This window comes from Streptomyces sp. CRN 30 (assembly GCF_034105845.1).
In genome coordinates this window covers 19,133-42,600 of record NZ_JAVRHI010000398.1, presented here as the reverse complement: position 1 = coordinate 42,600, position 23,468 = coordinate 19,133, and the positions used below count along the sequence as shown (strand labels likewise).

Here is a 23,468-nt window from a genome sequence, read left to right as displayed (position 1 = left end):
ACCGCCCCGCCCGAGGCGCCCCGCAGCCAGTCCGCGGCGCGTCCGCCGGGCGGTCCCCGCCGCACCACCGCCGTGCCGCAGGCCCGTGCCCCGAGGCCCGCCTGCTCGATCCACAGTTCAAAGGGGAGCTGACATGCCACTTGTCGTAGTCGGGATCAGCGTTCTGGTTCTGCTGCTGCTCATGACCAGACTGAAGCTGAACGGCTTCGCGGCGCTCCTGCTGGTGGCGGTCGCCGTCGCCGTGGTCCAGGGCATACCGGTGATGAACATCCCGGACGTCCTCTCCGAGGGCATCGGGGGCCAGATCGGTGACACGATGCTCGTCATCGGGCTGGGCGCCATGGTCGGCCGCATCATGGGCGACTCCGGCGCCGCCCAGCGCATAGCCGGCAAGATCCTCGACGCCTTCGGCCCGCGCTGGGTCCAGGTCGCCATGGTCGTCACCGCCATGCTCATCGGCGTGACCATGTTCTACGAGGTCGCCTTCATCATCATCGTGCCCATCGCGTTCACCCTGGTCAGGGTCGTCGGAGCCAACCTGCTGTGGGTGGGCCTGCCGATGTCGATCTCCCTGTCCACCATGCACAGCTTCCTGCCGCCGCACCCCGGCCCCACCGCCGTCGCCGCCACCTTCGACGCCTCCGTCGGCCTGACGCTGTTCTACGGCCTGTTCATCGCCGTCCCGGCCGGCGCGCTCATCTCGTTGCTCTGGCCGCGCCTGCCGTTCATCAAGGCCATGACCCCCTCCATCCCCAAGGGCCTGGTGAGCGAGAAGGAGTTCACCGACGAGGAGATGCCCGGCCTCGGCTGGTCGCTGGCCGTGGCGCTCTTCCCCGTCGTGCTGATCGCCGGCGCCGCGGTGACCGACATGGCCGTCTCCGGCGACAGCCCGTTCCTGCACACCATCCACTTCATCGGCTCGGCGCCGATCGCGCTGCTGCTGACCCTGTCCCTGGCGATCTGGGCATTCGGGCCGAGGATCGGCCGCAGCCTGTCGGACGTCAGCTCCTCCTGCGCCTCGGCGGTCCAGGCGATGGCGATGATCCTGCTGGTGATCGGCGCAGGCGGCGCCTTCAAGAACGTCCTCGTCGAGGGCGGCATAGCCGACTACATCCAGGACGTCACCGCAGGCTGGTCCGTCTCGCCGATCATCCTCGCCTGGCTCATCGCGGTCATCCTCCGCGTGGCCCTCGGCTCGGCGACGGTCGCCGTCGTCACGGCCTCCGGGGTGGTGCTGCCGCTGCTGGCCGGCGGCGGGGTGAGCCCCGAGATGATGGTGCTCGCCGTCTCCTGCGGGTCCATCGCCTTCTCGCACGTCAACGACCCCGGGTTCTGGCTGTTCAAGGAGTACTTCAACCTCTCGGTCATCCAGGCGATCAAGGTCCGCACCACGTACACCACGGTGCTGTCGGTCCTCGGCCTGGGCGGCGTCCTGGCGGCCGAACGGGCCATTGACATCCTCGGCCTGTGACCCCTTGCCTTGAGCGACTCCGCTGCCGACCCGTCCCCGACCCGCCTCCCACCCAAGGAACCGAAGGACATCATGAGCAAGAGCCAGCCGATCGTGACCGCGTTCTCCGTCTACCCCGTGGCGGGCCGCGACTCCATGGAACTGAACCTCTCCGGTGCCCACGGTCCCTACTTCACCCGCAACATCGTCGTGCTGACGGACTCCGAGGGGCGTACGGGCCTCGGTGAGGTGCCGGGCGGCGAGAGGATCACCCAGACCCTGCGGGACGCCGGGTCCCTGGTGACCGGGGCGAAGGTCGGTGACTACAAGCGTGTCCTGCGCGAGATCGGGGACCGCTTCGCCGACCGTGACTCCGGCGGACGCGGGGCGCAGACCTTCGACCTGCGGACCACCGTGCACGCCGTCACCGCGGTCGAGTCGGCGCTGCTGGACCTCCTGGGCCAGCACCTCGACGTGCCGGTCGCGGCCCTCCTCGGGGACGGTCAGCAGCGTGACTCGGTGCGCGTGCTCGGCTACCTCTTCTACGTCGGCGACCCCGACCGCACCGGGCTGGAGTACGTCCGCGAGAAGGACAGCGACGTCGACTGGTACCGCATCCGGCACGAGGAGGCCCTGACGCCCGAGGCGATCGTCCGCCAGGCCGAGGCCACCTACGACCTGTACGGCTTCCGCGACTTCAAGCTGAAGGGCGGCGTCCTGGACGGCGCCGAGGAGGTCGAGGCGATACGCGCGCTGAAGGAACGGTTCCCCGGGGCCCGGATCACCCTCGACCCCAACGGGGCCTGGTCGCTGCGCGAGGCCGTAGAGCTGTGCAAGCCGCTGGTGGGGACCCTCGCGTACGCCGAGGACCCCTGCGGGGCCGAGAACGGCTACTCCGGACGGGAGGTCCTCGCCGAGTTCCGCCGCGCGACCGGCCTGCCCACCGCCACCAACATGATCGCCACCGACTGGCGGCAGCTGACCCACGCCCTCGCCCTGCAGTCGGTCTCCATCCCGCTGGCCGACCCGCACTTCTGGACCATGCAGGGCTCCGTACGCGTGGCCCAGCTGTGCAACGCGATGGGCCTGACCTGGGGCTGCCACTCCAACAACCACTTCGACGTCTCGCTCGCGATGGTCACCCACTGCGGGGCCGCGGCGCCCGGCGAGTACAACGCCCTGGACACCCACTGGATCTGGCAGGAGGGCCTGGAGCGGCTCACCGTCGACCCGCCCCGCATCGTCGACGGCGAGATCGCCGTCCCCGACGCCCCGGGCCTCGGCGTGCAGCTCGACATGAACCGCCTCCTCGACGCCCACGAGCTGTACCAGGCGAAGGCGCTGGGCGCCCGCGACGACGCCACCGGGATGCAGTACCTCGTCCCCGGCTGGGAGTTCGACGCCAAGCGGCCCTGCCTGGTGCGGTAGGCGCGGGACCGGGGCGGGCACCACGCGAGCCCGCCCCTGCGGCCGTGCGTACTTCCGTGACCAGGGGGAACCCAGCGCATCACGAAGATCACGCACCCCGCGCACCCCGCGGCCACCGGAAGGAACCCCACGACGATGGCCCAGGCCGAGACGGCGCCCCCCGGGCGGACGGACGGATACGCGGAGCTGCGCTCCTACGCGGCGATCGGCGACGGCTACTGCGTGGCCCTGGTCGCCCGCGACGGCGACATCGACTGGTACCCGGCCCCCGACCTCGACTCGCCGCCCGTCTTCGGCCGGCTCCTGGACGCGCTGGGCGGCGGGTACATCCGGCTGCGCCCGCGCGGCCCGTACGAGACCGAGCGGGAGTACCTGCCGCACACCAACGTGCTGCGCACCACCTACCGCACACCCGCCGGCACCGTCCGGGTCACGGACGTGCTCAACGTCGGACTGACCGGCAGGCTGCCGTGGAGCGAGCTGGCCCGCCGGATCGAGGGCGTCGACGGCGAGGTGGAGATGGAGTGGGCGGTGGTCCCCGGCAACGCCCTGAACACCGTCTCGCCGTGGGCGCAGCACACGGACACCGGCACCATCGTGCAGGCGGGCGACGTCACCCTCACCGTACGGCTGAGCGAGGCCGGCGAGGTGCACCAGGAGGAGCGGAGCGTCGGCGGGAGGCTGACCACCGCGCCGGACTCCCGCCATCTGCTGGCCGTGATCGTGACCCGCGACGGACCCGTGCCCCTGGTGGACCCCGACCGGGTGCTGGAGGGCATCGGCCGCACCGTGCACCGCTGGGAGCAGTGGTCGGCGCAGCTCAGCCACGACGGACCGTGGCGGGAGGCGGTGCTGCGCAGCGCCCTCGCCCTCAAGCTGCTGATCCACAGTCCCACCGGCGCCGTGGCCGCCGCAGCCACCACCTCCCTGCCCGAGAGTCGCGACGGCGGCCTGAACTGGGACTACCGCTACGCCTGGATCCGGGACGCCACCTACACCCTGAAGACGCTGCTGCGCCTGGGCGAGCCCGAGGAGGCGCACGGCGCGGTGGCCTGGCTGCTGCGCCTGGCCCGGCGGCACGACGGCGAGCTGCCCGTGATGGCCCGCCTCGACGGCGGCGAACCGCCCGGGGAGACCTACGCGGACGTCCCCGGCTGGCGCGGCATCGGCCCGGTGGTCACCGGCAACCGCGCGGCCGGGCAGCTCCAGCTCGGCGTCTACGGCGACCTGCTGGACATCGTCCGCACCTACACCGAGTACGGGAACGTGCTGGACGCGGCGAGCGGCCGGATGCTCGCGGACCTCGCCGACCGCGTCTGCGACCTGTGGCACCGGCCCGACTCCGGGATGTGGGAGCTGCCCGAGGCCCGGCACTACACCAGCTCCAAGATGGGCTGCTGGCACGCGCTGGACAGCGCCGTGGCGCTCGCGGAGAGCGGGCAGATCCCCGGCTCCGCCGACCGCTGGCGCTCCGAGCGGGACCTGATCCGGCGCTGGATCGACGAGCACTGCTGGTCGGCGGAGCGCGGCGCCTACGTCTGGTACCCGGGGACGGACCGGCTCGACGCCTCGGTGCTGCTGCACGCCGGCTCCGGCTTCGACCGGGGTGAGCGGATGTCCGCCACGATCGACGCCCTGCGCGAGGAACTGGGCGCCGGGCCGCTGCTGTACCGCCACGGCGACGCCCCGGGCGCGGAGGGCACCTTCACCGCCTGCGCGTTCTGGACGGTGGAGGCGCTGGCGTGGGTGGGGCGCGGAGAGGAGGCGGAGGAGCTCATGGCCCGGCTCGTGCCGCTCGCCAACGACGTCGGTCTGTTCACCGAGATGATCGACGCGGACGATCTGTCCTTCCTGGGCAACATGCCGCAGGGCCTGAGTCACCTCGCGGTCATCACCGCCGCGCTGGCCCTGCGCTCCGGTCCGTCGGGCTCGTGACCCCGGCCGCGGCCGTGGTGCGGGTGCCGACCGCCGGGGCCAGCAGGGCGGCGGCGGCCACGCAGACCAGGACGGCGATCAGGGCGTTCCGCAGGCCGTAGTGCTCGCCGAGGAGGCCCAGCAGGGGCGGGCCGACGAGGAAGGCGACGTAGCCGACGGTGGCGACCAGGGAGACGCGGGCCGCGGCGTTCTCGTCGGAGTCACCCGCCGCGGAGAGGGCGACGGGGAAGCCCAGCGAGGCCCCCAGCCCCCACAGCACGACGGCCGCCGCGGCGAGCACCTGGTGGTCGGCGAAGATGACGGCGGCCAGGCCCAGCCCGCCGGCCACGGCACTGGCCCGCATCACCGTCACCCGCCCGTAACGCCGCAGGAAGTAGCCCCCGGCGAAGCGGCCCACGGTCATCGATGCCGCGAAGACCGCGAAGACCGCCGACCCGAGGGCGGCGTCGAACCCGTGGCCGTCGACCATCACCAGCGGCAGCCAGTCGTTGGCGGCGCCCTCGGCGAAGGCCATCGCGAGCACGATGGCGCCGATCAGCAGCAGTGGGCGGTCCTTCCACACGGCGGCGCGCGGGGCGGCCGCGGGCTCGGCGCCGGCCCGGGGGGCCCGTATCTGCTTGCCGACCCCCGCGGGCAGGTGCCGCACGGTCGCCGCGAGGACGACGAGCGTGACGACGCCGCCCGCGAGGAGGTGGAGGACGACGGAGAAGTCGACGGCGGTGAAGACGATGCCGGCGGTGGCGCCGGCCACGGTGCCGAGACTGAAGAAGCCGTGCAGCAGGGGCATGATCGGGCGGCCCAGCAGCCGTTCGACGTCGGCCCCCTCGATGTTCAGGGCGATCTCCCCGCCGCCCATGCCCAGGCCGAACAGGCAGAGCCCGGCGGCGACCACCAGGCTCTGCGACATCGCGGCCCCGCCCCCGATGACCACCAGGCTCAGCGCCACGGAGAGCGTGCCCACGGCCACGACGGGGCGTGCGCCGAAGCGCGCGACGAGGACGCCGGAGGACAGGACGCCGATCATCGAGCCGACCGAGAGCCCGAAGAGCACCAGACCCATCTCGGCGGTCGACGCGCCCAGCAGGTCGCGGACGTCCGGCGTACGGGTCACCCAGGAGGCGATGCCCAGACCGGGCAGGAAGAACAGCGCGAACAGAGCGTTGCGCCGCAGCAGTGTGGAGCGGTCCACCGTGGGATCCCTTCGACCTCTTCGACCTCTTCGGCCTTCGACAAAAAGTCTGGACAAGCGTACACACTCTGTCGATGGCTAGTCTGTGGGCAGGCATGACGGCTACGTCCCGGCCGGGAGGACTCCATGGGTGGAACCAGGCGTGTTCCGAACGACCCCCGGCGCAGGGAACGCATCCTCGACGCGGCCCTGGACGTCATCGCCGCGAACGGCGTGCACCGGACGACGCACCGGCGCATCGCGGAGCGCGCGGGCGTCCCGCTCGGGTCGCTCACCTACTACTTCGGCGGACTGGACGAACTCCTCGAGCAGGCGTTCGCGCGCCTCTCGGAGCACATGTCCCAGTGGTACCAGGCCGCCCTGGACGGCGCGCGGGACCAGGACGAGGCGTGCGAAGCGGTCGCCGACCTGATCTGCGGGCAGGAGTACGTCTCCTCCCGGGAGACCGTACTGATCATCGAGATGTACTCCTACGCCCAGCACAGCCCGGGTGTCGCCGCACTCGGGCGGCAGTGGCTCCTGCGCAGCAGGAACAGCCTGTCCGCGCACTTCTCCGAACCGGCCTGCCGGGCGATCGACGCCCTGATCGAGGGCTGGCCGATCCACCGGGCCTTCGACGAGGGCCCGCCCGACCGCGCCACGGTCCTGGCCGCCGTCAGGGCGATCGCCCGGCACGTCCGCTGAGGGAACCGGCGCGGCACCGCGCTAGGGACTTTCGCAACAGGCGCTAGTCGACGACGGCCGTCCGCGTGGTGAGATCGTCGTCCGTGACGGGACGGAGCACTCTGCAGGGCGTCCCGACCGCGACCACCATGGGCGGCACGTCCCTGCTGACGACGCTGCCGGCGCCGATGACCGACCCGTACCCGATGCGCACCCCCGGCAGGACGACGGCGTTGCTGCCGATCCACACCTTGTCCTCGATGACGATCGGCTCCGAGAAACGCGCGAAGTCGACGCGGCGCGCGGGGTGGACGGGGTGTCCCGTCGTGGTCAGCGTGACGTTGGGAGCGATCATCACACCGTCCCCGATGCGGATGTCGACGTCGTCGACGAGGGCCAGGTTGACGTTGCCGAAGAAGTCGTCACCGATGTGGACGTTGCTCCCGAAACCGGCGCTGAACGGCGAGTGCAGCACGGTGCGCGCCCCGACCGACCCGAGGATGGCTTCGAGCAGCGCGCGCCGCTCCTCGGCCGCGCCCGGCGGGGTCTGGTTGTACCGGAAGATGAGATCGGTCCGGCGCCGCGGGTTCTGGAACGCCGCCTCGGACTCCGTGTAGACGAGGCCCGCCCGTATACGGCGCAGCACCTCCCGCTCGTCGCTCCCTTGCATGCCGGCGCCTCCTGAACTCGCCTCGGTGAGTGATCAGTTCGGGCGGCAAGCATACGCACCGTCGGACGAACCGACAGGGCTGCGCCCTCGCGCATAGGTCACTCGGAGGCGGCGACACCCACGCCGACGGCGATGAAGAGGCAGCCGCTGATCCGTTCCCAGCGGCGGCGCCAGGCGGGGCGGCCCAGCACGCTCCGCAGGCGGGCCGCGACTCCCACCAGGGCCGTCCAGTAGGCGATGCCGATCGCGATGTCGAGCACGCCCAGCAGGAAGATCTGCTCGGTGAGTGACCCGCCGTGGCCGACGAACTGGGGCAGGACGCTGAGGAAGAACAGGGCCGCCTTGGGATTGAGCACGTTGCACGTCAGTCCCTGGACGAAGCTGTCCCGGCGGTCGGAGGAGGTGATCGTCGCGGCCCGCGCGACCCGGTCGTCACGATCGTCCTGGTCCTGTGCGCCGCCCGCTCCCCGGGCGTCGCGCAGGGCCCGTACGCCCAGATACACGAGGTAGACCGCGCCGGCCAGCTTGATCGCGGTGAAGGCGTGGGCGGACCGGGCGGCGATCACCGAAAGGCCCAGTGCCGCGGCGCACATGTGCACGCACAGCCCGGTCTGCGCCCCCCAGGCGGCCGCCCTGCCCAGCCCGGGGTGCCGGGCGGCGGCCCGCACGATCACCAGGAAGTCGGGGCCCGGCACCAGGTAGGCGAGCAGTACCACCACGAGGAAACCCGCGAGATCGACCGGCATCGCCTGCTCCGTCCCGCGTCCGACCGCCGGACGCACCCACGACAGCGTGTTCCACTAAGGGCGGGTCTCAAGCGGCCCGTGCAGGTCGGAGTGCAGGGGAACGAGGCGGGCCGCGCGGAGCTCGTCCCGGGTCCGGGCACGCTGGATCTTGCCGCTGGTGGTGCGGGGCACGCTCAACGGCGCGACGACGACCACGTCCACCGCCAGCCGCAGTTCGTTCGCCAGGCGTTCTTTGATGAGGGCGGCGAGGGCCGCGGGGGTACGGCCGCGGAGGTGGCGCGGACGGATCTCCTGCACCAGCACGACGCGTTCGCGGCCGGCGGCGTCGGGCAGGGCGAAGGCGGCGCAGGGACCGGTGGCGGGGTCGGTGGCCGCACCGATCTCTTCGATGTCCTGCGGGTGGAGGTTGCGGCCGTTGACGATGATCAAATCCTTGGCGCGGCCGGTGACATAGAGCTCGCCGTCCTGGAAGAAGCCCAGGTCACCGGTGCGCAGGAACGGGCCGTCGCCGTCGGCGGTGACGGCGCCGAAGTGCTCGGCGGTGGCCTGGGCGTCGGCGAGGTAGCCGTCGGCGACGCTGTCGCCGCGTACCCAGATCTCACCGACGTGACCGTCCTCCAGAGGGCGTGAGGCGGCGGCGTCGACGATACGGACGTCGGCGTCGGCCGGACGGCCGCAACCGACGAGGTCGCTTCCGTCCGCGGCGGGCACGGCACGGCCGGCCTCCAGGGCCTCCCGATCGAAGCGCCCCACGGTCGGCCCGCTGCCGCAGGGCGTGCCGGTGACCATCAGGGTGGCCTCGGCCAGGCCGTAGCTGGGCGCCCAGATGTCCGGGCGGAAACCGACCGGCGCGAGCCGGCGGGCCACCGCCTCCAGGACGCCGGCGCGGACGGGTTCGGCGCCGCTCAGCGCGTACCGCAGGCACTCCAGGTCGAGGGGAGGATCCAGGTCCGTGAGGGGGACGTCCTTGAGGCTCCGGAGCAGCCAGTCGTAACCGAAGTCCGGGGCGAAGGTGTACAGGGCCCGGTACCGGCTGATCATCTGGAGCCACAGCAGCGGATGGGCGACGAAGGCCACCGGTGAACTGAAGACCAGGTTGCCGTAGCTCGCGAGCGGGCTGAGCAGCATGCCGACCAGCCCCATGTCGTGGTGGTGCGGCAGCCATCCGGCGCCGGTCTGCGACGGGTCGTGCCGCAGCTCGTCCAGGATCTCCTCGGGGAGGAACTTCTCCCGGATCGACAACAGGTTGTGCAGCAGGTTCCGGTGGGTGACGACGACGCCGCGCGGCTCCCTGGTCGATCCGGAGGTGTACTGGACGTAGGCGGTCGCGGCGCCCTCCAGCGCGGCGGGGGACCAGGAGCCCGGGTCCGGCAGCACGGTCTCGTCGGTCGCGACGCATCCGGCCCGCGCCACCGGGTCGAGACCGGCCAGCCAGGAGCCGAGTGCGGGCCGGTGCGTGGCGTCGGTGAGGACCAGGCCGACCCCGGCGCCGCGCAGGATGCCCTCGGCGCGCTGCAGGGCCCGCCGGTCGGTGTCCGGCAGCGGGGCGGGGACGGCGATCCGCCCGGAGTACAGACAGCCCAGGAAGACCGTGAGGAACTCCAGGCCCGCCGGGTACATCAGCAGGACACGGGCGCCGGGCGGCGTCCGGCCGGACAGCCACGCCCCCACCGCGCGGGCCCGCGCGTCGAGCTGGGCGTAGCCGAGCCGTTCCACCTCGACGAGCTCGCCCCGGACGCCGTCCACCCGCGCGTACCAGCGGGTGTCGCCGAGGAGCCAGACCTTCTCGCGCAGGAACCGGACGAGTTCACTCACCGCCCGCTCCGGTCCGCCCGGCCAGGGCCTCCTCGACGTGGCCGACCACGGCGCCCACCGTGTGCAGCTCCCAGGCGACCTCGTCGGGGATGCGCACCCCGAACCGCTCCTCCGCGGCGACGGTCATCCGCACCAGGTCCAGGGAGTCGAGCGCGAGGTCCGCGACGAACGCGGTCTGTTCGTCGACCTGTTCCGGGTCGACATCGCCGAACTCCGCGAGCATGGCCTTCACCTCGGCGAGGATGTCGCGGCGGTTCACGACACCGCCCCGTCCCGTACTGCGTCCCCCGCGTCCACCGCGTCGACCGCGTCCCAGGCGACGGGCAGGGTGGCCAGTCCGCGCTCGAACATGCTGGGCCGCCACCGCGGTGTGCCGGCCGGCCGCAGGCCGGGCAGCCGGCGCAGGACGGTGGTGACGGCGGCCTCGGCGGTCATCCTGCCGATGTGGGCGCCCAGGCAGTAGTGCGCCCCGTGGCCGAACGCCAGATGGCCGGAGGTGGGGCGGGTGAGGTCGAGCCGGTCGGGGTCGGGGAACCGTGCCGGGTCCCGGTTGGCCGCGCCGATGCACAGGAACAGGGACTCGTCCGCCGGGACGGTCACGTCACCGAACGCGACGGGTTCCAGGGTGCCCCGCCAGCTGGTGAACGGCAGGGGGCTCTCGTAGCGGAGCAGTTCACCGATGCCGGACGCGAGCAGGGAGGGGTCGTCGCGGAGTGCGGCGAGCTGCTCGGGGTGGGCGAGGAGGGCGTGCAGGCTGTTGCCGACGCTGTTGATGCTGGGGTCCTGGCCCGCCACCAGCATCATCATGACCTGACCGTGCAGTTCGTCCTCGCTGAGCAGGCCGTCCTGGTCGCGGGCCCGGACCAGCAGCGAGATCAGGTCGTCGCCCGGGGAGCGGCGCTTCTCGGCGACGGCCCCGCCGACGAACGCGTCGATCTCGTGGGCGAGCGAGGCCACGTAGGGGACGTCGTTGTTCCACTCGGCGGTGCGCCAGATCATCGCCCGCAGGTGGTCCATCCGGGGCGGGGTGGCACCGAGCACGGAGAACAGGACGTTGCCGCCGAGCGGGTAGGCGACGGCCGTCATGAGGTCGCCGCGGCCCCGGTCCGCGATCCGGTCGAGCCGGGTGTCGACGACGCGCTGCACCCGGGAGCGCCACTGCTCCTGCCGTGCAGGCGTGAAGAACGGCCGCATGACCGCCCGCAGTTCGCCGTGGCGCGGGTCGTCGCTGTCCAGCAGGTGGGTGAAGAGCCGCTCCCGCAGCTCGGCCGGCCAGTGCCGCAGCCACATGAGGCCGGCGGGGGTGCGCTTGCTGTCGCAGGTCACCCGCGGGTCGGTGTGGGCCGCGCGAACGTCGTCGTAGCGGGTGAGCAGCCAGCCGGGGCCGTCCGGACTGGCGATCCGGCTCACCGGCCGGTGCGCGCGCAGCCAGCGCAGCGTCGGGTAGGGGTCGTGCTGGAACGCCTCGGTGAACGGGGCGGGCAGACCGCCGGGCAGCGTCTCGGGCGGCCAGCCCGGCGGGTACTCCCGCACCGCCTCGACCCGGGGCCTCGGCACCCGGGGGACGTAGGGGACGGCGTCCTCGGCCGTCGGCGGTGGGCCGTCCTGGGTGAGGGACAGGCCCTGCAGCCGACTGGTGCGCAGCAGCGGGTAGTTGAGCTCCGCGAACCGGTCGCCGCTCAATCCGGGGCCGCCGTGGTTGGACAGGTACGGGATCCCCGCGAGGTGCGAGTCGTTCACCCGGAGCTGCCCGCACGAGCGGACGTCCCGCACGAACCGGTCGACGACCTCCGGGGACCGGGTCCACAGGGAGTTGCGCAGTCCGTACGGCGCGGAGGCGACGAACGACACCATGTCGGCCAGCAGTTGGTCGTCGTCGGCCGGGTCGGGGACGGCCAGCGTCAGCAGCGGGAAGAACGTCTCGTGCCGCACCGAGCGCAGCTCCCGCGCGCGCCCGAGCCCGTCGACGCGGACGAGCGCGGGCTCGGCGAAGACGGCGGCGTCGCTCTCCCGGCCGTGGACGTCCCAGTGCCGTCCGCCGGTGAGGACGCGGGCGCCCGCCCGCCGGGCGTCGGCGAGCGCCGCGTCGTACCCGGCGGTCTGCGGCGTGGCGGCCAGCACCACCCCGGGGTCGTCGGGGAAACCGGGCCGCAGGGCCCGCACCCGGTCGGTCAGCCGCTCGGTGAGCCGGTCGGCGATCTCCGGGTGGACGAGGGCGACGTTGGGGGCGCAGCAGACCTGGCCGCTGCCGTGGTACGACTCCAGCAGCGCCTCGACGGCCTCGTCCAGGGGCGCGTCCCGCCACACCACGACCATGTCGTTGCCGCCGAGTTCCAGCACCGGCTTCTTGCCCGCGGCCAGGCACGCCTTCTCCAGCTGTGCGCCGCGGACCGAGTCGCCGAAGTACAGCACGGTGTCCACCAGCGGGCTGCCCAGCCAGGTGTCCAGCGCCCGCGCGGGATCGGTGCACAGCGCCGACAGGACGCCGGGCGGGGCACCGGCCTCGGCGAGCGCGGGCAGGGCGACCCGTTCCAGCAGGTACATCGCGGCGACGGGCGCCTGCCGGGACAGCCGCACCACCAGCGCGTTGCCCGCCAGCACGGACTGGAAGGCCGCGCCGACGCTCAGCGCCGGGGTGTTCTGCGGCGGCTGTACGCACACCACACCGTCGGGCACCCGGCGCAGCACCACCGTCCGCCCGCCGACGGTGTGCCGTGTCTCCAGCTGCCGCAGACACCAGCCGGTCGTCTCCGGGCCGAAGAAGGTGAGGAGGTTCGCGACCTCCGCCCGGGCCGGCCGCACCGGGTGCCCCTCCTCCACCAGCAGCCCGGTCAGTGTGTCCGCGTGGTCCCGCAGCCGCGCACGGAACGCGTCGGCGAGGGCGGCGCGCCGGTCCGGTGGACTGCCGCCCCACTCGGCCGCCGCGTGCCGGGCGGCGCCCAGCGCGGCCTCCATCAGCTCGGGTCCGGCGAGGGCGCAGCGTCCCAGGACCGTCGCGGGGTGGGCGTCGGGGCCCAAGCGCCCGGTGTTCAGCGCGTTGCGGTAGCAGGTGGCGCCGATGGGATCGTCGATCAGCGCGGTCGCACGCACCGCGTACACCCGCTCGTACTCGTTCTCGTTCTCGTCCTCGCTTCCGTTCCGGCCGGGGACGGTGGTGCCGCCGACGAGGGGGCCGAAGCTGAGGAAGCCTTCGGCGGGGCCCGCCGCCGGGCCGTCGGGCTCCTGACAGGTCACCATGACGGGTCGTCCTTTCAGCCGTCGGCGTCGGCGGTGTCGGTGGCGTGGACGCCGAGGCGCAGCAGTACGTGGCGGGCGAGGTCGTCGAGGGTGATGCCGCCCTGCAGCAGTTCCATGGGCGGGATCTCGACGTCGAGACGCTGCCGCAACGTGGTCAGCAGTTCGGCGGCCATCAAGGAGTCGACTCCGTAGTCCTGGACCGGGGAGCCGGGGTCGAGGCGGGCCGCGTCGGTCTGCAGGATTCCGGCCAGCATCTCGGCGAGCGTGCCGCTGACGGCCGTCAGCGCCTCGTCGGCGGTACGGCCGGCCAGGGTGGCCAGCAGGCCCTGGCGGGTGTGACGGCCGAGGCCGCCGTCGGCGGGCAGCAGCGCCGCGAAGCGGGGCGACGGCAGGGTGGGCAGGAAGGCGCGCAGCCGGGCCCAGTCGTACCGCCCGACGCCGGTCACGGCGGTGCCGGACGCCACCGGGATGTCCAGAGCCGCCAGTGCCTCCTGGGAGCCGATGGGGGCGGTGCCGAGTGCCTCCATGACCGGTACGAGGCCCTCGCGGGCGACATGGCCGCAGTCCCCGAGCGCCCCCCAGGCGACAGCGAGAGCCGGCCCGTCGCCGTGCCGTCGCCGGGCCAGCGCCTCGGTGAAAAGGTTGCCGCCGACGTAGGCGGACTGCTTGATGTTGCCGACACTCGCGGTGACGGAGGAGTGCAGCAGGAACAGCCGCAGATCGCGCTCGCGGGTCAGGACGTCGAGGACCGCCGCCCCGGCCATCTTCGGGGCGAGCACCGCGCGGATCCGTTCGTCGGTCAGTTCGGTGAGCGGGCCGTCGTCGAGCGTCATGGCCGCGTGCACCACACCCGCGAGCCGGTACCCGGTGGCGTCCACGCGGCCGATCACCTCGGCCATGGCGGCGGCGTCGGTGACATCGGCGGCGTACGGCGTGGCCCGCACGCCACGCGCCGCCAGGTCGGCCAGCACCGCGTCGGCCTCGGGGTGGTCGGCGCCCCGCCGGGACACCAGGGCCAGATGACGGGCGCCGCGCTCGGCGAGCCAGCGGGCGGTCGCGGCGCCGAACCCGCCCAGACCTCCGGTGACCAGGTAGCTGCCGTCGGGATCGAGCGGGGCCGGCTGCCGCCGGGTACGGACCGGGAGGGGACCGTCCCGCGGGTCGAGGCTCACGACGACCTTGCCGATGTGCTGTGAGTGCTGCAGCAGTGTGAACGCCTCGCCGGCCCGGGCGGCCGGGTACACCGTGTACGGAAGCGGCCGGTAGCGGCCGTCCACCACCCGCTCGGCGATCTCGGCCATCAGACGCTGGCCGGTGTCGAGCGCGGCCCCGCCGGTCAGCAGGGCGGTGATGTCGACGCCGAAGAAGGCGACGTTGCGGCTGAAGGGCCGCATGAGGAGCGGCTTGTTGGCGTAGATGTCGCGCTTGCCGAGTTCGACGAACCGCCCGCCCGGCGCCAGCGTCTCCAGGCCCCGGTCGACGGCCTGCCCGGCCAGCGAGTTGACCACCACGTCGACCCCGCGCCCACCGGTGATCCGCAGCGCCTGGCCGGCGAAGTCGAGGGTGCGGGAATCCAGGACGTGCTCGACGCCCATGGCCCGCAGGAGGTCGCGCTTGGCCGGGCTGCCCGCGGTGGCGATCACGGTGGCGCCCACCAGACGGGCGTACTGGACGGCGGCGAGCCCGACTCCGCCGGCGGCGCCGTGCACCAGCACGGTCTCCCCGGCCGCCAGTCGCGCCAGGTCGTGCAGCGCGTAGTGCACCGTGAGCCAGGCCACCGGCAGGGTCGCGGCCTCCACATGACCGAGGCTGTCGGGGATCCGCACCACGGTCCTCACCGAAGCGACCGTGTGCGAGGCCAGGCTGGCCGGAACGGCGGCGCACACCCGGTCCCCGACAGCCAGGCCGCTCACCTCCTCGCCCACGGCGGTGATCACTCCGGCGCATTCGAACCCGGGCCCGCACTCGCCGAAGGCCTCCTCGGCCGCTTCGGGGGGCAGGAGACCGGTCGCCAGCATGATGTCGCGGTAGTTGAGCGCCGCGGCCCGCACCGCGATCACCACCTCGCCGGGCCCCGGGGTGAGGGGCCGGGTGCGCACCCAGGCCGGCTCGTACGACAGGCCGCGCGCGCGGATCTCCAGGGCGAACGGCTCGTCGCCGCTCGGCTCGACGTGCTCGCCGGACGGGAGTTCCCGTTCCCGGGGTACGAAGCGGCCACCCGGGGTGAGGACGATCTCGTCCTCGCGCGCCGCCGTGTCCGGGGCGTCACCGGACGACGCGACGGGTTCCAGCAGTTCGCGCGCGAGCCGGTGCGCGTCGGCGGCGGGGTCGCCGAGGCGGTCCAGGGACAGCCGGGTCACCCGCAGGCCGGGGTGCTCGTTGGCCAGGGTGCGGGCCATGCCCCAGGCGGCGGCGTCCTGCGGCTGGGTGGCCCGTTCGGGCGCGGGCAGGGCGCCGCTGGGCCGGGTCACCAGCCACAGGGCGGGCCGGACACGGTCCGGGAGGGACCGGCAGGCCGTGGCCATGGCCCGGAGGACGGCGGCGCGCCGCACCGCCTGGTCGAGCATCGCCCGCGGGCCGGCGGGGGCCGCGCCCAGCAGCAGCACCACGGTCGGGTCGCCGTCGCCGTCGAGCGGTTCCGCCCAGGCCGCCGGGTCGACGGACGCGGGCACCACCGGGACGGACCGTGTGCCGCCACCGGCCAGGAGTGCGGTGAGGTGCCCGGCCGCCGATGTCTCCGTTCCGCTCTCGGTCACCGCGATCCACCGGGTACCGTCGTCCGGCCCGGGGAGCGGGGGCCGGGCGGGATCGTCCACGGGTGCCGAGGCCAGCAGCACCGAGGCGGGCACCCCGGTCCGCCCGGTGGAGTCACCGAGGCGTACGACGTCGGTGAAGCCGCACTCGCGCAGTACTTCGGGCCACCGGTCCCGGCCCAGCAGGGGAGAGTCCGGCCGCAGCGCGTCGTCGTGGGGCCAGAAGCTGTCCAGGGCACCGAAGAGCGGCAGCAGAGCGTCCGAGTCGTGTGACTCGAAGGCGAGCAGCCGGCCACCGGGGGACAGCAGTCCGCGGACCCGGTGCAGGGCGGACCGCAGGTCGGCCGCGGTGTGCAGGGAGTTGGCCGCGACCACGAGGTCATAACCGCCGTTGGTGAAGCCCTGCCCGGCGGAGTCGGTGTCCAGGTCGAACGGACGGTAGTCGACGTAGGGGTGGTCGCCGAAGCGGTGCCGGGCGCGGGCGAAGAAGCCCGCGGAGAGGTCGGTGAAGTGGTAGACGGTCCGTTCCGGCGGCAGCAGCGGCAGGAGCGCGGCGGTGGTGCCGCCCGTGCCCGCGCCGATCTCCAGGATGCGCAGTGGCCGGTCCCCGGGCCACGCCCGCACGATCGCCTTCGCCAGCGCGGCGACGGTCCGGTTGTGGGATTGGGAGCTGGGCGCGAGGTCGTAGAAGTGCTCCAGGGCCTCCTGGGAGCCTTGGCCGACCAGCAGGTGCAGGGGGTCCTGTTCGCCGCGCAGCACCTGCGGCAGGTGCCAGAGCTGACGGGTCGCCATCTGTGTCTCGGCGCCGCAGTCCGGGAAGTCCAGGAGTAGCCGGGCCAGCAGGGGCCGCGGGGCCGGGGTGCCGGTCAGCCGCCACCGCCCGTCCTCGCCGACGGCCGCGAGACCGTGCCGGGACATCAGGCGGAGCAGGGCACGCGCCAGCCGGTCGAGCCCGGGGAGCACGCCCCGCCGGACCAGGTCGGCGGGAGTGAACCAGTCCACGTCCGCGGGCAGCAGCTCCGCGAACGCGGCGGCCGCCACCTGCGCGGTCACCAGCTTGCCCCGGGCCGTGAACTCCGCGTAGCGCACGGAACGCGAGTCGGCCCGCACCGCCTCGGTGTCCGCCGTCGCGACCAGGGCGAGGTCCTGGTTGTCCGGCAACGGCGAGGGCGCGGCAGGCAGGTGGAGATGCGGCGCGGCACGCAGCACGGTCTCGTACCGCAGGAAAGCCCGGTCGGCCGGGCCGGGTACGCGCCGCAGGCGCAACCCGTCCAGTTCGGCGGTGACACTGCCGTCCGGGTCGGTGACGGTCACGTCGAAGCAGAGTTCGGTGGTGCCGGCCGTGCGGTCACGCACGTGCACCAGCCCCGTCGGGGACGGGCTCCGCCAGACGCGTACGGCCCGCACCGAGGCGGGGAGCCAGGCCTGTCCGTCGCCGACCCGGGCGGCCGCGAGCGGGATGCACGCCTGGAGCGTGCCGTCCAGCAGCGCCGGATGCGCCACGTACCGCGCGGCGTCGGCCGCGTCCGTCGTGTGCCGGTAGGCGGCCAGCGCCTCCCCTTCCCCGGTGTGCAGCCGCACGAGCTGCTGGAACGCGGGTCCGTAGTCGAGGCCGGTCGCGGCCAGCCGCGGGTACAGGTCGTCGAAGCGGCGGGTACAGCGGGCGCGCACCCCGGGCAGATCGATCCGCGGGGGCGGCCCGCCGATCAGCTCACGGACCCGGCACCGGGCGTGCGGACGGGGCCGTGGAACGTCGGTTCCGGCGCCGTCGGCGGATTCGGTCGCCTCGGTGCTGGTGATGGACACCATGCCGTCGTCGGGCGAGTACGCGAGCTGCACCCGGACGTCCCCGGGCCGGTCCCACGGGACGACCAGGGGGCGGCTCACCTCCAGCCAGGCCAGTTCCACCGGGCCGTCCAGCACCCGCCGGCCGGCGGCCAGGGCCATCTCGATGTGACCGGTCGCGGGGAGCAGCACCGACCCGGCCACCTTGTGGTCCGCCAGCCAGGGCACGAGCGCGGGCTCGAAGGGGCCCTGCCAGGAGGGCTCCGCCGTGGGCATCCGCTCGCCCAGCAGGGGGTGGTCCAGCCGCCCCGATCCGCTGCTGACGACCCACTGCTGCGGGGCGCCGCTCCAGTGCCGTTCCCGCTGCCACGGGTACGCGGGCAGCTCGGCCACCCGGGGCGGGCGCGGGAACCAGCGCGTCCAGTCCGGCTCCACCCCTACGGCGATCAGCGCTTCGAGCGACCCGCGCAGCGCGGCCGGCCCGGCGGTGTCGCGGCGCAGGCTCGCGAGCACGGCCACCCGGTCGCGTCCGGCGGTGATCCGGCGCAGGTACGTGCCCAGGACGGGATGCGGGCCGACCTCCAGCAGTACGTCGACGCCCGCGTCCGGGGCGTGCCCGACGGCGGCGGCGAAGCGGACCGGTTCCCGGACGTTGCGCCACCAGTAGGCGCCGTCCAGGCCGGAGGCGGGCACGGGGCCGCCGGTCACCGTGGAGACCAGCGCCTCGGTGCCGCCGTCCGGGGCCAGCCCGTCGAGGCCGGCGGCCAGCGGGAGACGGACCCGGTCCATGGCCCCGGCCGCGCCATCGCGGTGTCGACGAACCGCTCGGTCTCGAACCGGTCCTCCGGCACCGTCCCGACCAGGTCGCGCCCGGCCTCCAGCGCCTCCCACAACCCGGCCAGGTCCACGATCCCGCCGGGCAGCCGGCACCCCAGTCCCACGATCGCGACCGCGTCCGTCCCGGACGATTCCCCCGCCATGGCACACCCCCCTCTCGATGCCCTCCGTGATCACACGACCGCGGGAGCGCTGAGCGCACCCTGATCACGGTGGGCTCGAGTGGTCGAATCGCCCCTTTCGCCTCGCTTTTCACCGCAACGACGGAGTGTGCGGCCAAAGAGGCGAATAAACGAACGATGTCCGTTGTGTGTGCACACCGCATTCCCCGGGCAGGGCGCCCGGGCCCCGCCCGGGGAGGTGACACGAACCCTCAGAGCATGAGCCGCTCGACGGTGAAGGGGAGGGAGTGGAGGCGGCGGCCCGTGGCGTGGAAGACCGCGTTGCCGATGGCCGCGGCCACGCCGACCAGCCCGACCTCGCCGATCCCCTTGGTGCCGGTGGCGCTCGCGCGGTCGGGGCCGCCGACGAAGAGCACCTCCAGGTCGGGGACGTCCGCGTTGACCGGCATGAGGTAGTCGCCGAAGGTCGCGTTGGCGATGCGCCCGGTGCCCCGGTCGGTGACCGTCTCCTCGAACAGCGCCTGGCTGATGCCGCCGACCGTACCGCCGACGATCTGGCTGGTGGCGGTCTTCTCGTTGAGGATGCGCCCGCCGTCGACCGCGGACACCACCCGGGCCACCCGCAGCAGTCCCAGCTCGGGGTCGATGCGCACCTCGACGAACTTGGCCCCGAAGGCGCCGGCGGGGGCCAGGCCCAGCTCCTCGGGGAGCGGGGGCGTGCTGCGGCCGTCCGCGCTGAGTTCCTCCAGGCCGTGGCGGGCCAGGACGTCCGCGTAGCTCTCGCCGCGGCCCGTGTCCCCGACGAGGTGGAGGCGCCCGTCGGTGACCGTCACGTCGCCGGGCGAGGACCCGCGCAGGGGCGATCCTGCGTCCTCCGCCACCAGGGCCCACATGCGGCGCACCAGTTGACGGCAGGCGGCGTGGACGGCGTTGCCGAGGGCGCCGGTGAGACCGGAGCCGCCGGCCTGCGGCGCGTACGGCATGTCGGAGTCACCGAGGCCGAACCGTACCCGGGTGACGTCGAGACCGAGGAGTTCGGCCGCGAGCTGGGTCATGACCGTGTAGGTGCCGGTCCCGATGTCGGTGGCGGCACTGCGCACGTAGGCGGAGCCGTCCCGGCGCACGGAGGCGCGTGCCTGGCACGGCACTTGGTAGAAGGGGTACGAGACCCCGGCCAGGCCGTAGCCGACCAGCCACCGGCCGTCCCGCATCGATCCCGGTCCGGGGACGCGCCGCGACCAGCCGAACCGCTCGGCGCCACGCAGCCAGCACTCTTTCAGCGCGTTGCTCGACCAGGGCAGCCCCAGGACCGGGTGCGTGTGCGCGAGGTTGCGCAGGCGGATCTCCAGGGGGTCCATGCCCAGGGCGTGGGCGACGTCGTCGAGGGCGGACTCCAGGGCGAAGTTGCCCTGCGCCTCGGCCGGTGCGCGCATGGAGCCCGGGCAGGGGATGTTCAGGCGCGCCTGCCGGTCCCGGGTCAGTACGTTCGGGCAGGCGTAGGCGACGGCCGAACCGGACGACACGGGTTCGTAGTCGTCGTCCTCCATGGCGACCGACGAGATGCCGTCGTGCTCGACGGCGACGAGGTCGCCGTCATGCGTGGCGCCCAGCCTGATCCGCTGGACGCTGTCGGGCCGGTGTCCCACCGAGGTGAACATCTCGGGGCGGCTGAGGACGAGCTTGACCGGGCGCCCGACCTGCCGGGCCGCGAGCACGGTGAGCACGACGTGCGACCACACCCGCAGACCGGCGCCGAAGCCGCCGCCGACGAACGGCGCGAGGACCCGGACGCCGCTCTCCGGCACCCGGAAGACGGTGGCCAGCGTGGTGCGGACGTTGTGCGGCCACTGCGTGGAGTCGTGCACCGTGAGCGACTCGCCGTGCCAGGAGGCGAGGGTGGTCATCAGGCCGAGCGGGTTGTTGGTGTTGTCGGGGGTGGTGTAGGTGTCCTCGACGACGACGTCCGCCCGGGCGAACCCGGCGGCGACGTCCCCGCGCTCGGTGTCCAGCCCCCAGGGGTCGACGAGGATCTCGGCCCGGGGGTCGTCCATGTCGAGCACGGCCTTGCCCTGTTCGTACTCGACGCGCACCAGCCGTGCGGCGTGCCGGGCCTGTTCGGCGCTCTCCGCCACGACGACCGCGACGTGCTGGCCGTGGTGCAGGACACGGTCGTCCCGCAGCGGTGCCGGGGGTGATCCGCCCAGCAGGGTCATCGGTCCCGGCTCCAGCCGGGGCGCGGTCAGGTGGGTGATGACGGTCAGCACGCCCGGGGCCGCCTCGGCCCCCGACACGTCGATGCCGCGGATGCGTCCCGCCGCGACGGTGCTGCCCACCAGGGCGGCGTGGACCATGCCCGGAAGGGCGAAGTCGTTGGGGTAACGGGCCGCTCCGGTGACCTTCAGCGGGGCGTCCACGCGGTCGATGCCCGCGCCGGCGGTCGTGCCGGTTCCGCTGCCGGGTCCGGTTCCCAGGGTCGTCATGACGGTGCTCCTACGACGGTCCGGAGGGTACGTACCAGGGTGCGCTTGGCCAGCTCGACCTTGAACGCGGTGCCCGGCAGCGGCCGGGCGCCCTCGAGGGCGGCCTCGGCCGCCGCGCGCAGGACCTCGTCGTCCGCGCGGGCGCCGCGCAGCACGTCCTCGGCGTCCCGGCAGCGCCAGGGGAGGGTGCCCACACCGCCGAGCGCCACCCGCGCCTCCTGGACGACGCCGTCCTCCAGCTCGAGCGCCACGCCGGCCGAGGTGAGGGCGAACTCGTAGGAGACGCGGTCGCGGACCTTGAGGTAGTGGGACCGCGTGCCCTCGGCGGGCAGCGGGATCTCCACGGCGGTGATCAGCTCACCGTGGAGCAGCACGTTCTCGATGTGCGGGGTGTCGCCCGGCGGCAGGTAGAACCGGGTCAGCGGGACCGCCCGGTTGCCGTGCACGCCACGGATGTGGACGACCGCGTCCAGCGCCGTCAGCGGGACCGCGAGGTCCGAGGCGTGCAGGGCGATGCAGTGGTCGCTGGTGCCGAGGACGGCGTGCATGCGGTGGACGCCCGTGACGGCGGCGCACCCGGAACCGGGAGAGCGTTTGTTGCAGGCGGGGACGGTGGGGTCGCGGAAGTAACGGCAGCGGGCGCGCTGCAGCAGGTTGCCGCCGATGGTGGCCATGTTGCGCAGCTGCGTCGACGCCCCGAGCAGCAGGGCCTCCCGCACGAACGGCACCCGCCCGCGTACGACGGGGTCCGCCGCGAGCTCCTCCATCGTCGTCAGCGCGCCGACCCGGACGACGGTGGCGGTGTGCGTGATGCCGCCGAGGGGGAGGCGGGTGATGTCGATGAGCCGTGCGGGGCTCAGGACGCCGTCCTTCATGAGGTCCAGCTGGGTGGTGCCGCCGGCCAGGAACGAGGTGCGCGGGTCGGCGGTGGCGAGGGCCACGGCCTGGTCGGCGTCGGTGGCCCGGGCGTACTCGAAGGGGTGCATCGTCAGCGCTCCCCCCGTACCTCACGAATGGCCGCGCGGATGTTCGGGTAGGCGCCGCAGCGGCAGAGGTTGCCGCTCATGAACTCGCGGATGTCCTCCTCGGTGTCCGCGCGTCCCTCGGCGAGGAGGCAGACCGCGGACATGATCTGGCCGGGCGTGCAGTAGCCGCACTGGAACGCGTCGTGCCGGGCGAAGGCGGCCTGCACCGGGTGCGTCCCGCCGCCGGCGGACAGCCCCTCGATCGTGGTGATCTCCCGCCCCTCGCACTGGGCGGCCAGGGCGAGGCACGACACCACGCGCCGGCCGTCGATGGCCACCGTGCAGGCCCCGCAGGCGCCCTGGTCGCACCCCTTCTTCGCCCCGGTGAGGCCCAGGTGGTCGCGGAGCGCGTCGAGGAGCGTGACGCGGGTGTCGACGCGGAGGGCGTGGAGGGTGCCGTTGACCTCGAGCGTGATGTCGACGCTCGGCAGTGCGGGAGGTGACCCGCCGGTCGGGCGTGACCCGGTCTGTGCGTGCTGCATGGCGCCTCGATTCTGTCGTTCGCAGTTCGAGAGGACATCGGCTACGGCTACGACGAAGAAGGTATCCCCGGCACCGGCCGGCCGACCGGACACCGGGGCGCTCTGACGCTTTTCCGCCGGTGCGGACGCGGAGGGCCCTCCCGCGCATCCGCCCACGGTCACGATCATGAAAAAGTGGGCTCACCATGACGCTCCTCCAGGAACTCCTCACCCGCGCCGAGGCGCTGGCCGCGGCGGGCGGGCGCCGCGTCCTCGGTGTCGCCGGGCCTCCCGGCGCGGGCAAGACGACCCTCGCCCGCCACCTCGTCGACGCCCTCGGCCCCCGGCGCGCCGTCCTCGTCCCCATGGATGGCTTCCACCTCGCCGACGTGGAACTGGCCCGGCTCGGCCGCGCCGACCGCAAGGGCGCCCCCGACACCTTCGACGCGTACGGCTACGCGGCCCTGCTGCGCCGGCTGCGCGACCCAGGACCGGACGGGCCGCACACCGTGTACGCGCCCGGCTTCGACCGCGCGCTGGAACAGCCGCTGGCCGGCGCCGTCCCCGTGGAGCCCGACGTCCCCCTGGTCGTCACCGAGGGCAACTACCTGCTGCTCGACGAGCCCGCCTGGCGACCGGTGCGCCCGCTGCTCGACGCCTGCTGGTGGGTGGGGCTGGACCCGGACGAGCGGGTACGCCGCCTGATCGCCCGTCACGAACGGTTCGGCAAGAGTCCCCAGCACGCACGCGCCTTCGTCCTCGGCTCCGACGAGGCCAACGCCCGCCGGGTCGCCGCCGGCGCCGGACGTGCCGACCTCGTCGTCCGGTTCGCCCCCGGCGAGGCCCCCGCGCCGTGGTCCTAGCAGGCCGGA

The 23,468-nt window shown here is 73.7% G+C and carries 16 protein-coding genes; 5 read left to right on the top strand and 11 right to left on the bottom strand.

The genetic code is table 11. The features are described from left to right. The first annotated feature begins 133 nt into the window (after positions 1-133). The 3 genes from UW392_RS43565 to UW392_RS43555 all read left to right on the top strand — a co-directional run bounded on the left by UW392_RS43565 (position 134) and on the right by UW392_RS43555 (position 4,813). Positions 134-1,471: a gluconate:H+ symporter gene (locus UW392_RS43565; RefSeq protein WP_320780849.1), complete on the top strand. Its 1,338-nt coding sequence runs from the start codon at positions 134-136 to the stop codon at positions 1,469-1,471. Positions 1,472-1,543: 72 nt separating this feature from the next. Then, positions 1,544-2,878 (top strand): enolase C-terminal domain-like protein, encoded by a 1,335-nt coding sequence (locus UW392_RS43560; RefSeq protein WP_320780848.1) that lies wholly within the window; start codon positions 1,544-1,546, stop codon positions 2,876-2,878. Between the two features lie 135 nt (positions 2,879-3,013). Beyond that, entirely contained in the window at positions 3,014-4,813 is a 1,800-nt protein-coding gene (locus UW392_RS43555) for a glycoside hydrolase family 15 protein (RefSeq protein WP_320780847.1), read from the top strand. Here the strand turns inward: UW392_RS43555 and UW392_RS43550 are convergent. After that, on the bottom strand, positions 4,770-6,002 hold the full coding sequence (locus UW392_RS43550) for an MFS transporter (RefSeq protein WP_320780846.1): 1,233 nt from the start codon (positions 6,000-6,002) through the stop codon (positions 4,770-4,772). The two genes, UW392_RS43555 and UW392_RS43550, sit on opposite strands and share 44 nt — an antisense overlap. Positions 6,003-6,128: 126 nt before the next feature. Here UW392_RS43550 and UW392_RS43545 point away from each other — a divergent pair, with 126 nt between their 5' ends. Further along, a complete protein-coding gene (locus UW392_RS43545; RefSeq protein ID WP_320780845.1) occupies positions 6,129-6,686 on the top strand; it encodes a TetR/AcrR family transcriptional regulator in 558 nt (185 codons plus the stop codon). Positions 6,687-6,729: 43 nt separating this feature from the next. On the opposite strand, the gene UW392_RS43540 is transcribed toward UW392_RS43545, so the two are convergent. The 10 genes from UW392_RS43540 to UW392_RS43495 form a co-directional block, all read right to left on the bottom strand. Next, complete coding sequence (locus tag UW392_RS43540) at positions 6,730-7,335, bottom strand: sugar O-acetyltransferase (protein ID WP_320780844.1); 606 nt, start codon at positions 7,333-7,335, stop codon at positions 6,730-6,732. A gap of 98 nt (positions 7,336-7,433) precedes the next feature. Then, a complete protein-coding gene (locus tag UW392_RS43535) occupies positions 7,434-8,081 on the bottom strand; it encodes a LysE family translocator (RefSeq protein WP_320780843.1) in 648 nt (215 codons plus the stop codon). A 54-nt stretch (positions 8,082-8,135) separates the two neighbouring features. Beyond that, positions 8,136-9,896: a fatty acyl-AMP ligase gene (locus UW392_RS43530; RefSeq protein WP_320780842.1), complete on the bottom strand. Its 1,761-nt coding sequence runs from the start codon at positions 9,894-9,896 to the stop codon at positions 8,136-8,138. Beyond that, on the bottom strand, positions 9,889-10,155 hold the full coding sequence (gene acpP, locus UW392_RS43525; protein WP_320780841.1) for an acyl carrier protein: 267 nt from the start codon (positions 10,153-10,155) through the stop codon (positions 9,889-9,891). The genes UW392_RS43530 and acpP overlap by 8 nt, the downstream gene beginning before the upstream one ends. Beyond that, a complete protein-coding gene (locus UW392_RS43520; protein WP_320780840.1) occupies positions 10,152-13,133 on the bottom strand; it encodes an aldehyde dehydrogenase family protein in 2,982 nt (993 codons plus the stop codon). The genes acpP and UW392_RS43520 overlap by 4 nt, the downstream gene beginning before the upstream one ends. A 14-nt stretch (positions 13,134-13,147) precedes the next feature. Then, a complete protein-coding gene (locus tag UW392_RS43515) occupies positions 13,148-18,460 on the bottom strand; it encodes an SDR family NAD(P)-dependent oxidoreductase (RefSeq protein ID WP_320780839.1) in 5,313 nt (1,770 codons plus the stop codon). After that, a complete protein-coding gene (locus tag UW392_RS43510; protein WP_320780838.1) occupies positions 18,376-18,651 on the bottom strand; it encodes a beta-ketoacyl synthase N-terminal-like domain-containing protein in 276 nt (91 codons plus the stop codon). The genes UW392_RS43515 and UW392_RS43510 overlap by 85 nt, the downstream gene beginning before the upstream one ends. Positions 18,652-18,881: 230 nt before the next feature. Then, positions 18,882-21,110: a xanthine dehydrogenase family protein molybdopterin-binding subunit gene (locus UW392_RS43505; protein ID WP_320780837.1), complete on the bottom strand. Its 2,229-nt coding sequence runs from the start codon at positions 21,108-21,110 to the stop codon at positions 18,882-18,884. Continuing rightward, complete coding sequence (locus UW392_RS43500) at positions 21,107-22,096, bottom strand: xanthine dehydrogenase family protein subunit M (protein ID WP_320780836.1); 990 nt, start codon at positions 22,094-22,096, stop codon at positions 21,107-21,109. Before UW392_RS43500 ends, UW392_RS43505 begins: the two co-directional genes overlap by 4 nt. Before the next feature lie 2 nt (positions 22,097-22,098). After that, positions 22,099-22,617 carry a (2Fe-2S)-binding protein gene (locus tag UW392_RS43495; RefSeq protein ID WP_320780835.1) on the bottom strand — a complete coding sequence of 173 codons (519 nt, stop codon included), beginning with the start codon at positions 22,615-22,617 and terminating at the stop codon, positions 22,099-22,101. Positions 22,618-22,802: 185 nt separating this feature from the next. Here UW392_RS43495 and UW392_RS43490 point away from each other — a divergent pair, with 185 nt between their 5' ends. Beyond that, positions 22,803-23,459 carry a nucleoside/nucleotide kinase family protein gene (locus tag UW392_RS43490; protein WP_320780834.1) on the top strand — a complete coding sequence of 219 codons (657 nt, stop codon included), beginning with the start codon at positions 22,803-22,805 and terminating at the stop codon, positions 23,457-23,459. The last annotated feature ends 9 nt before the right edge of the window (positions 23,460-23,468 follow it).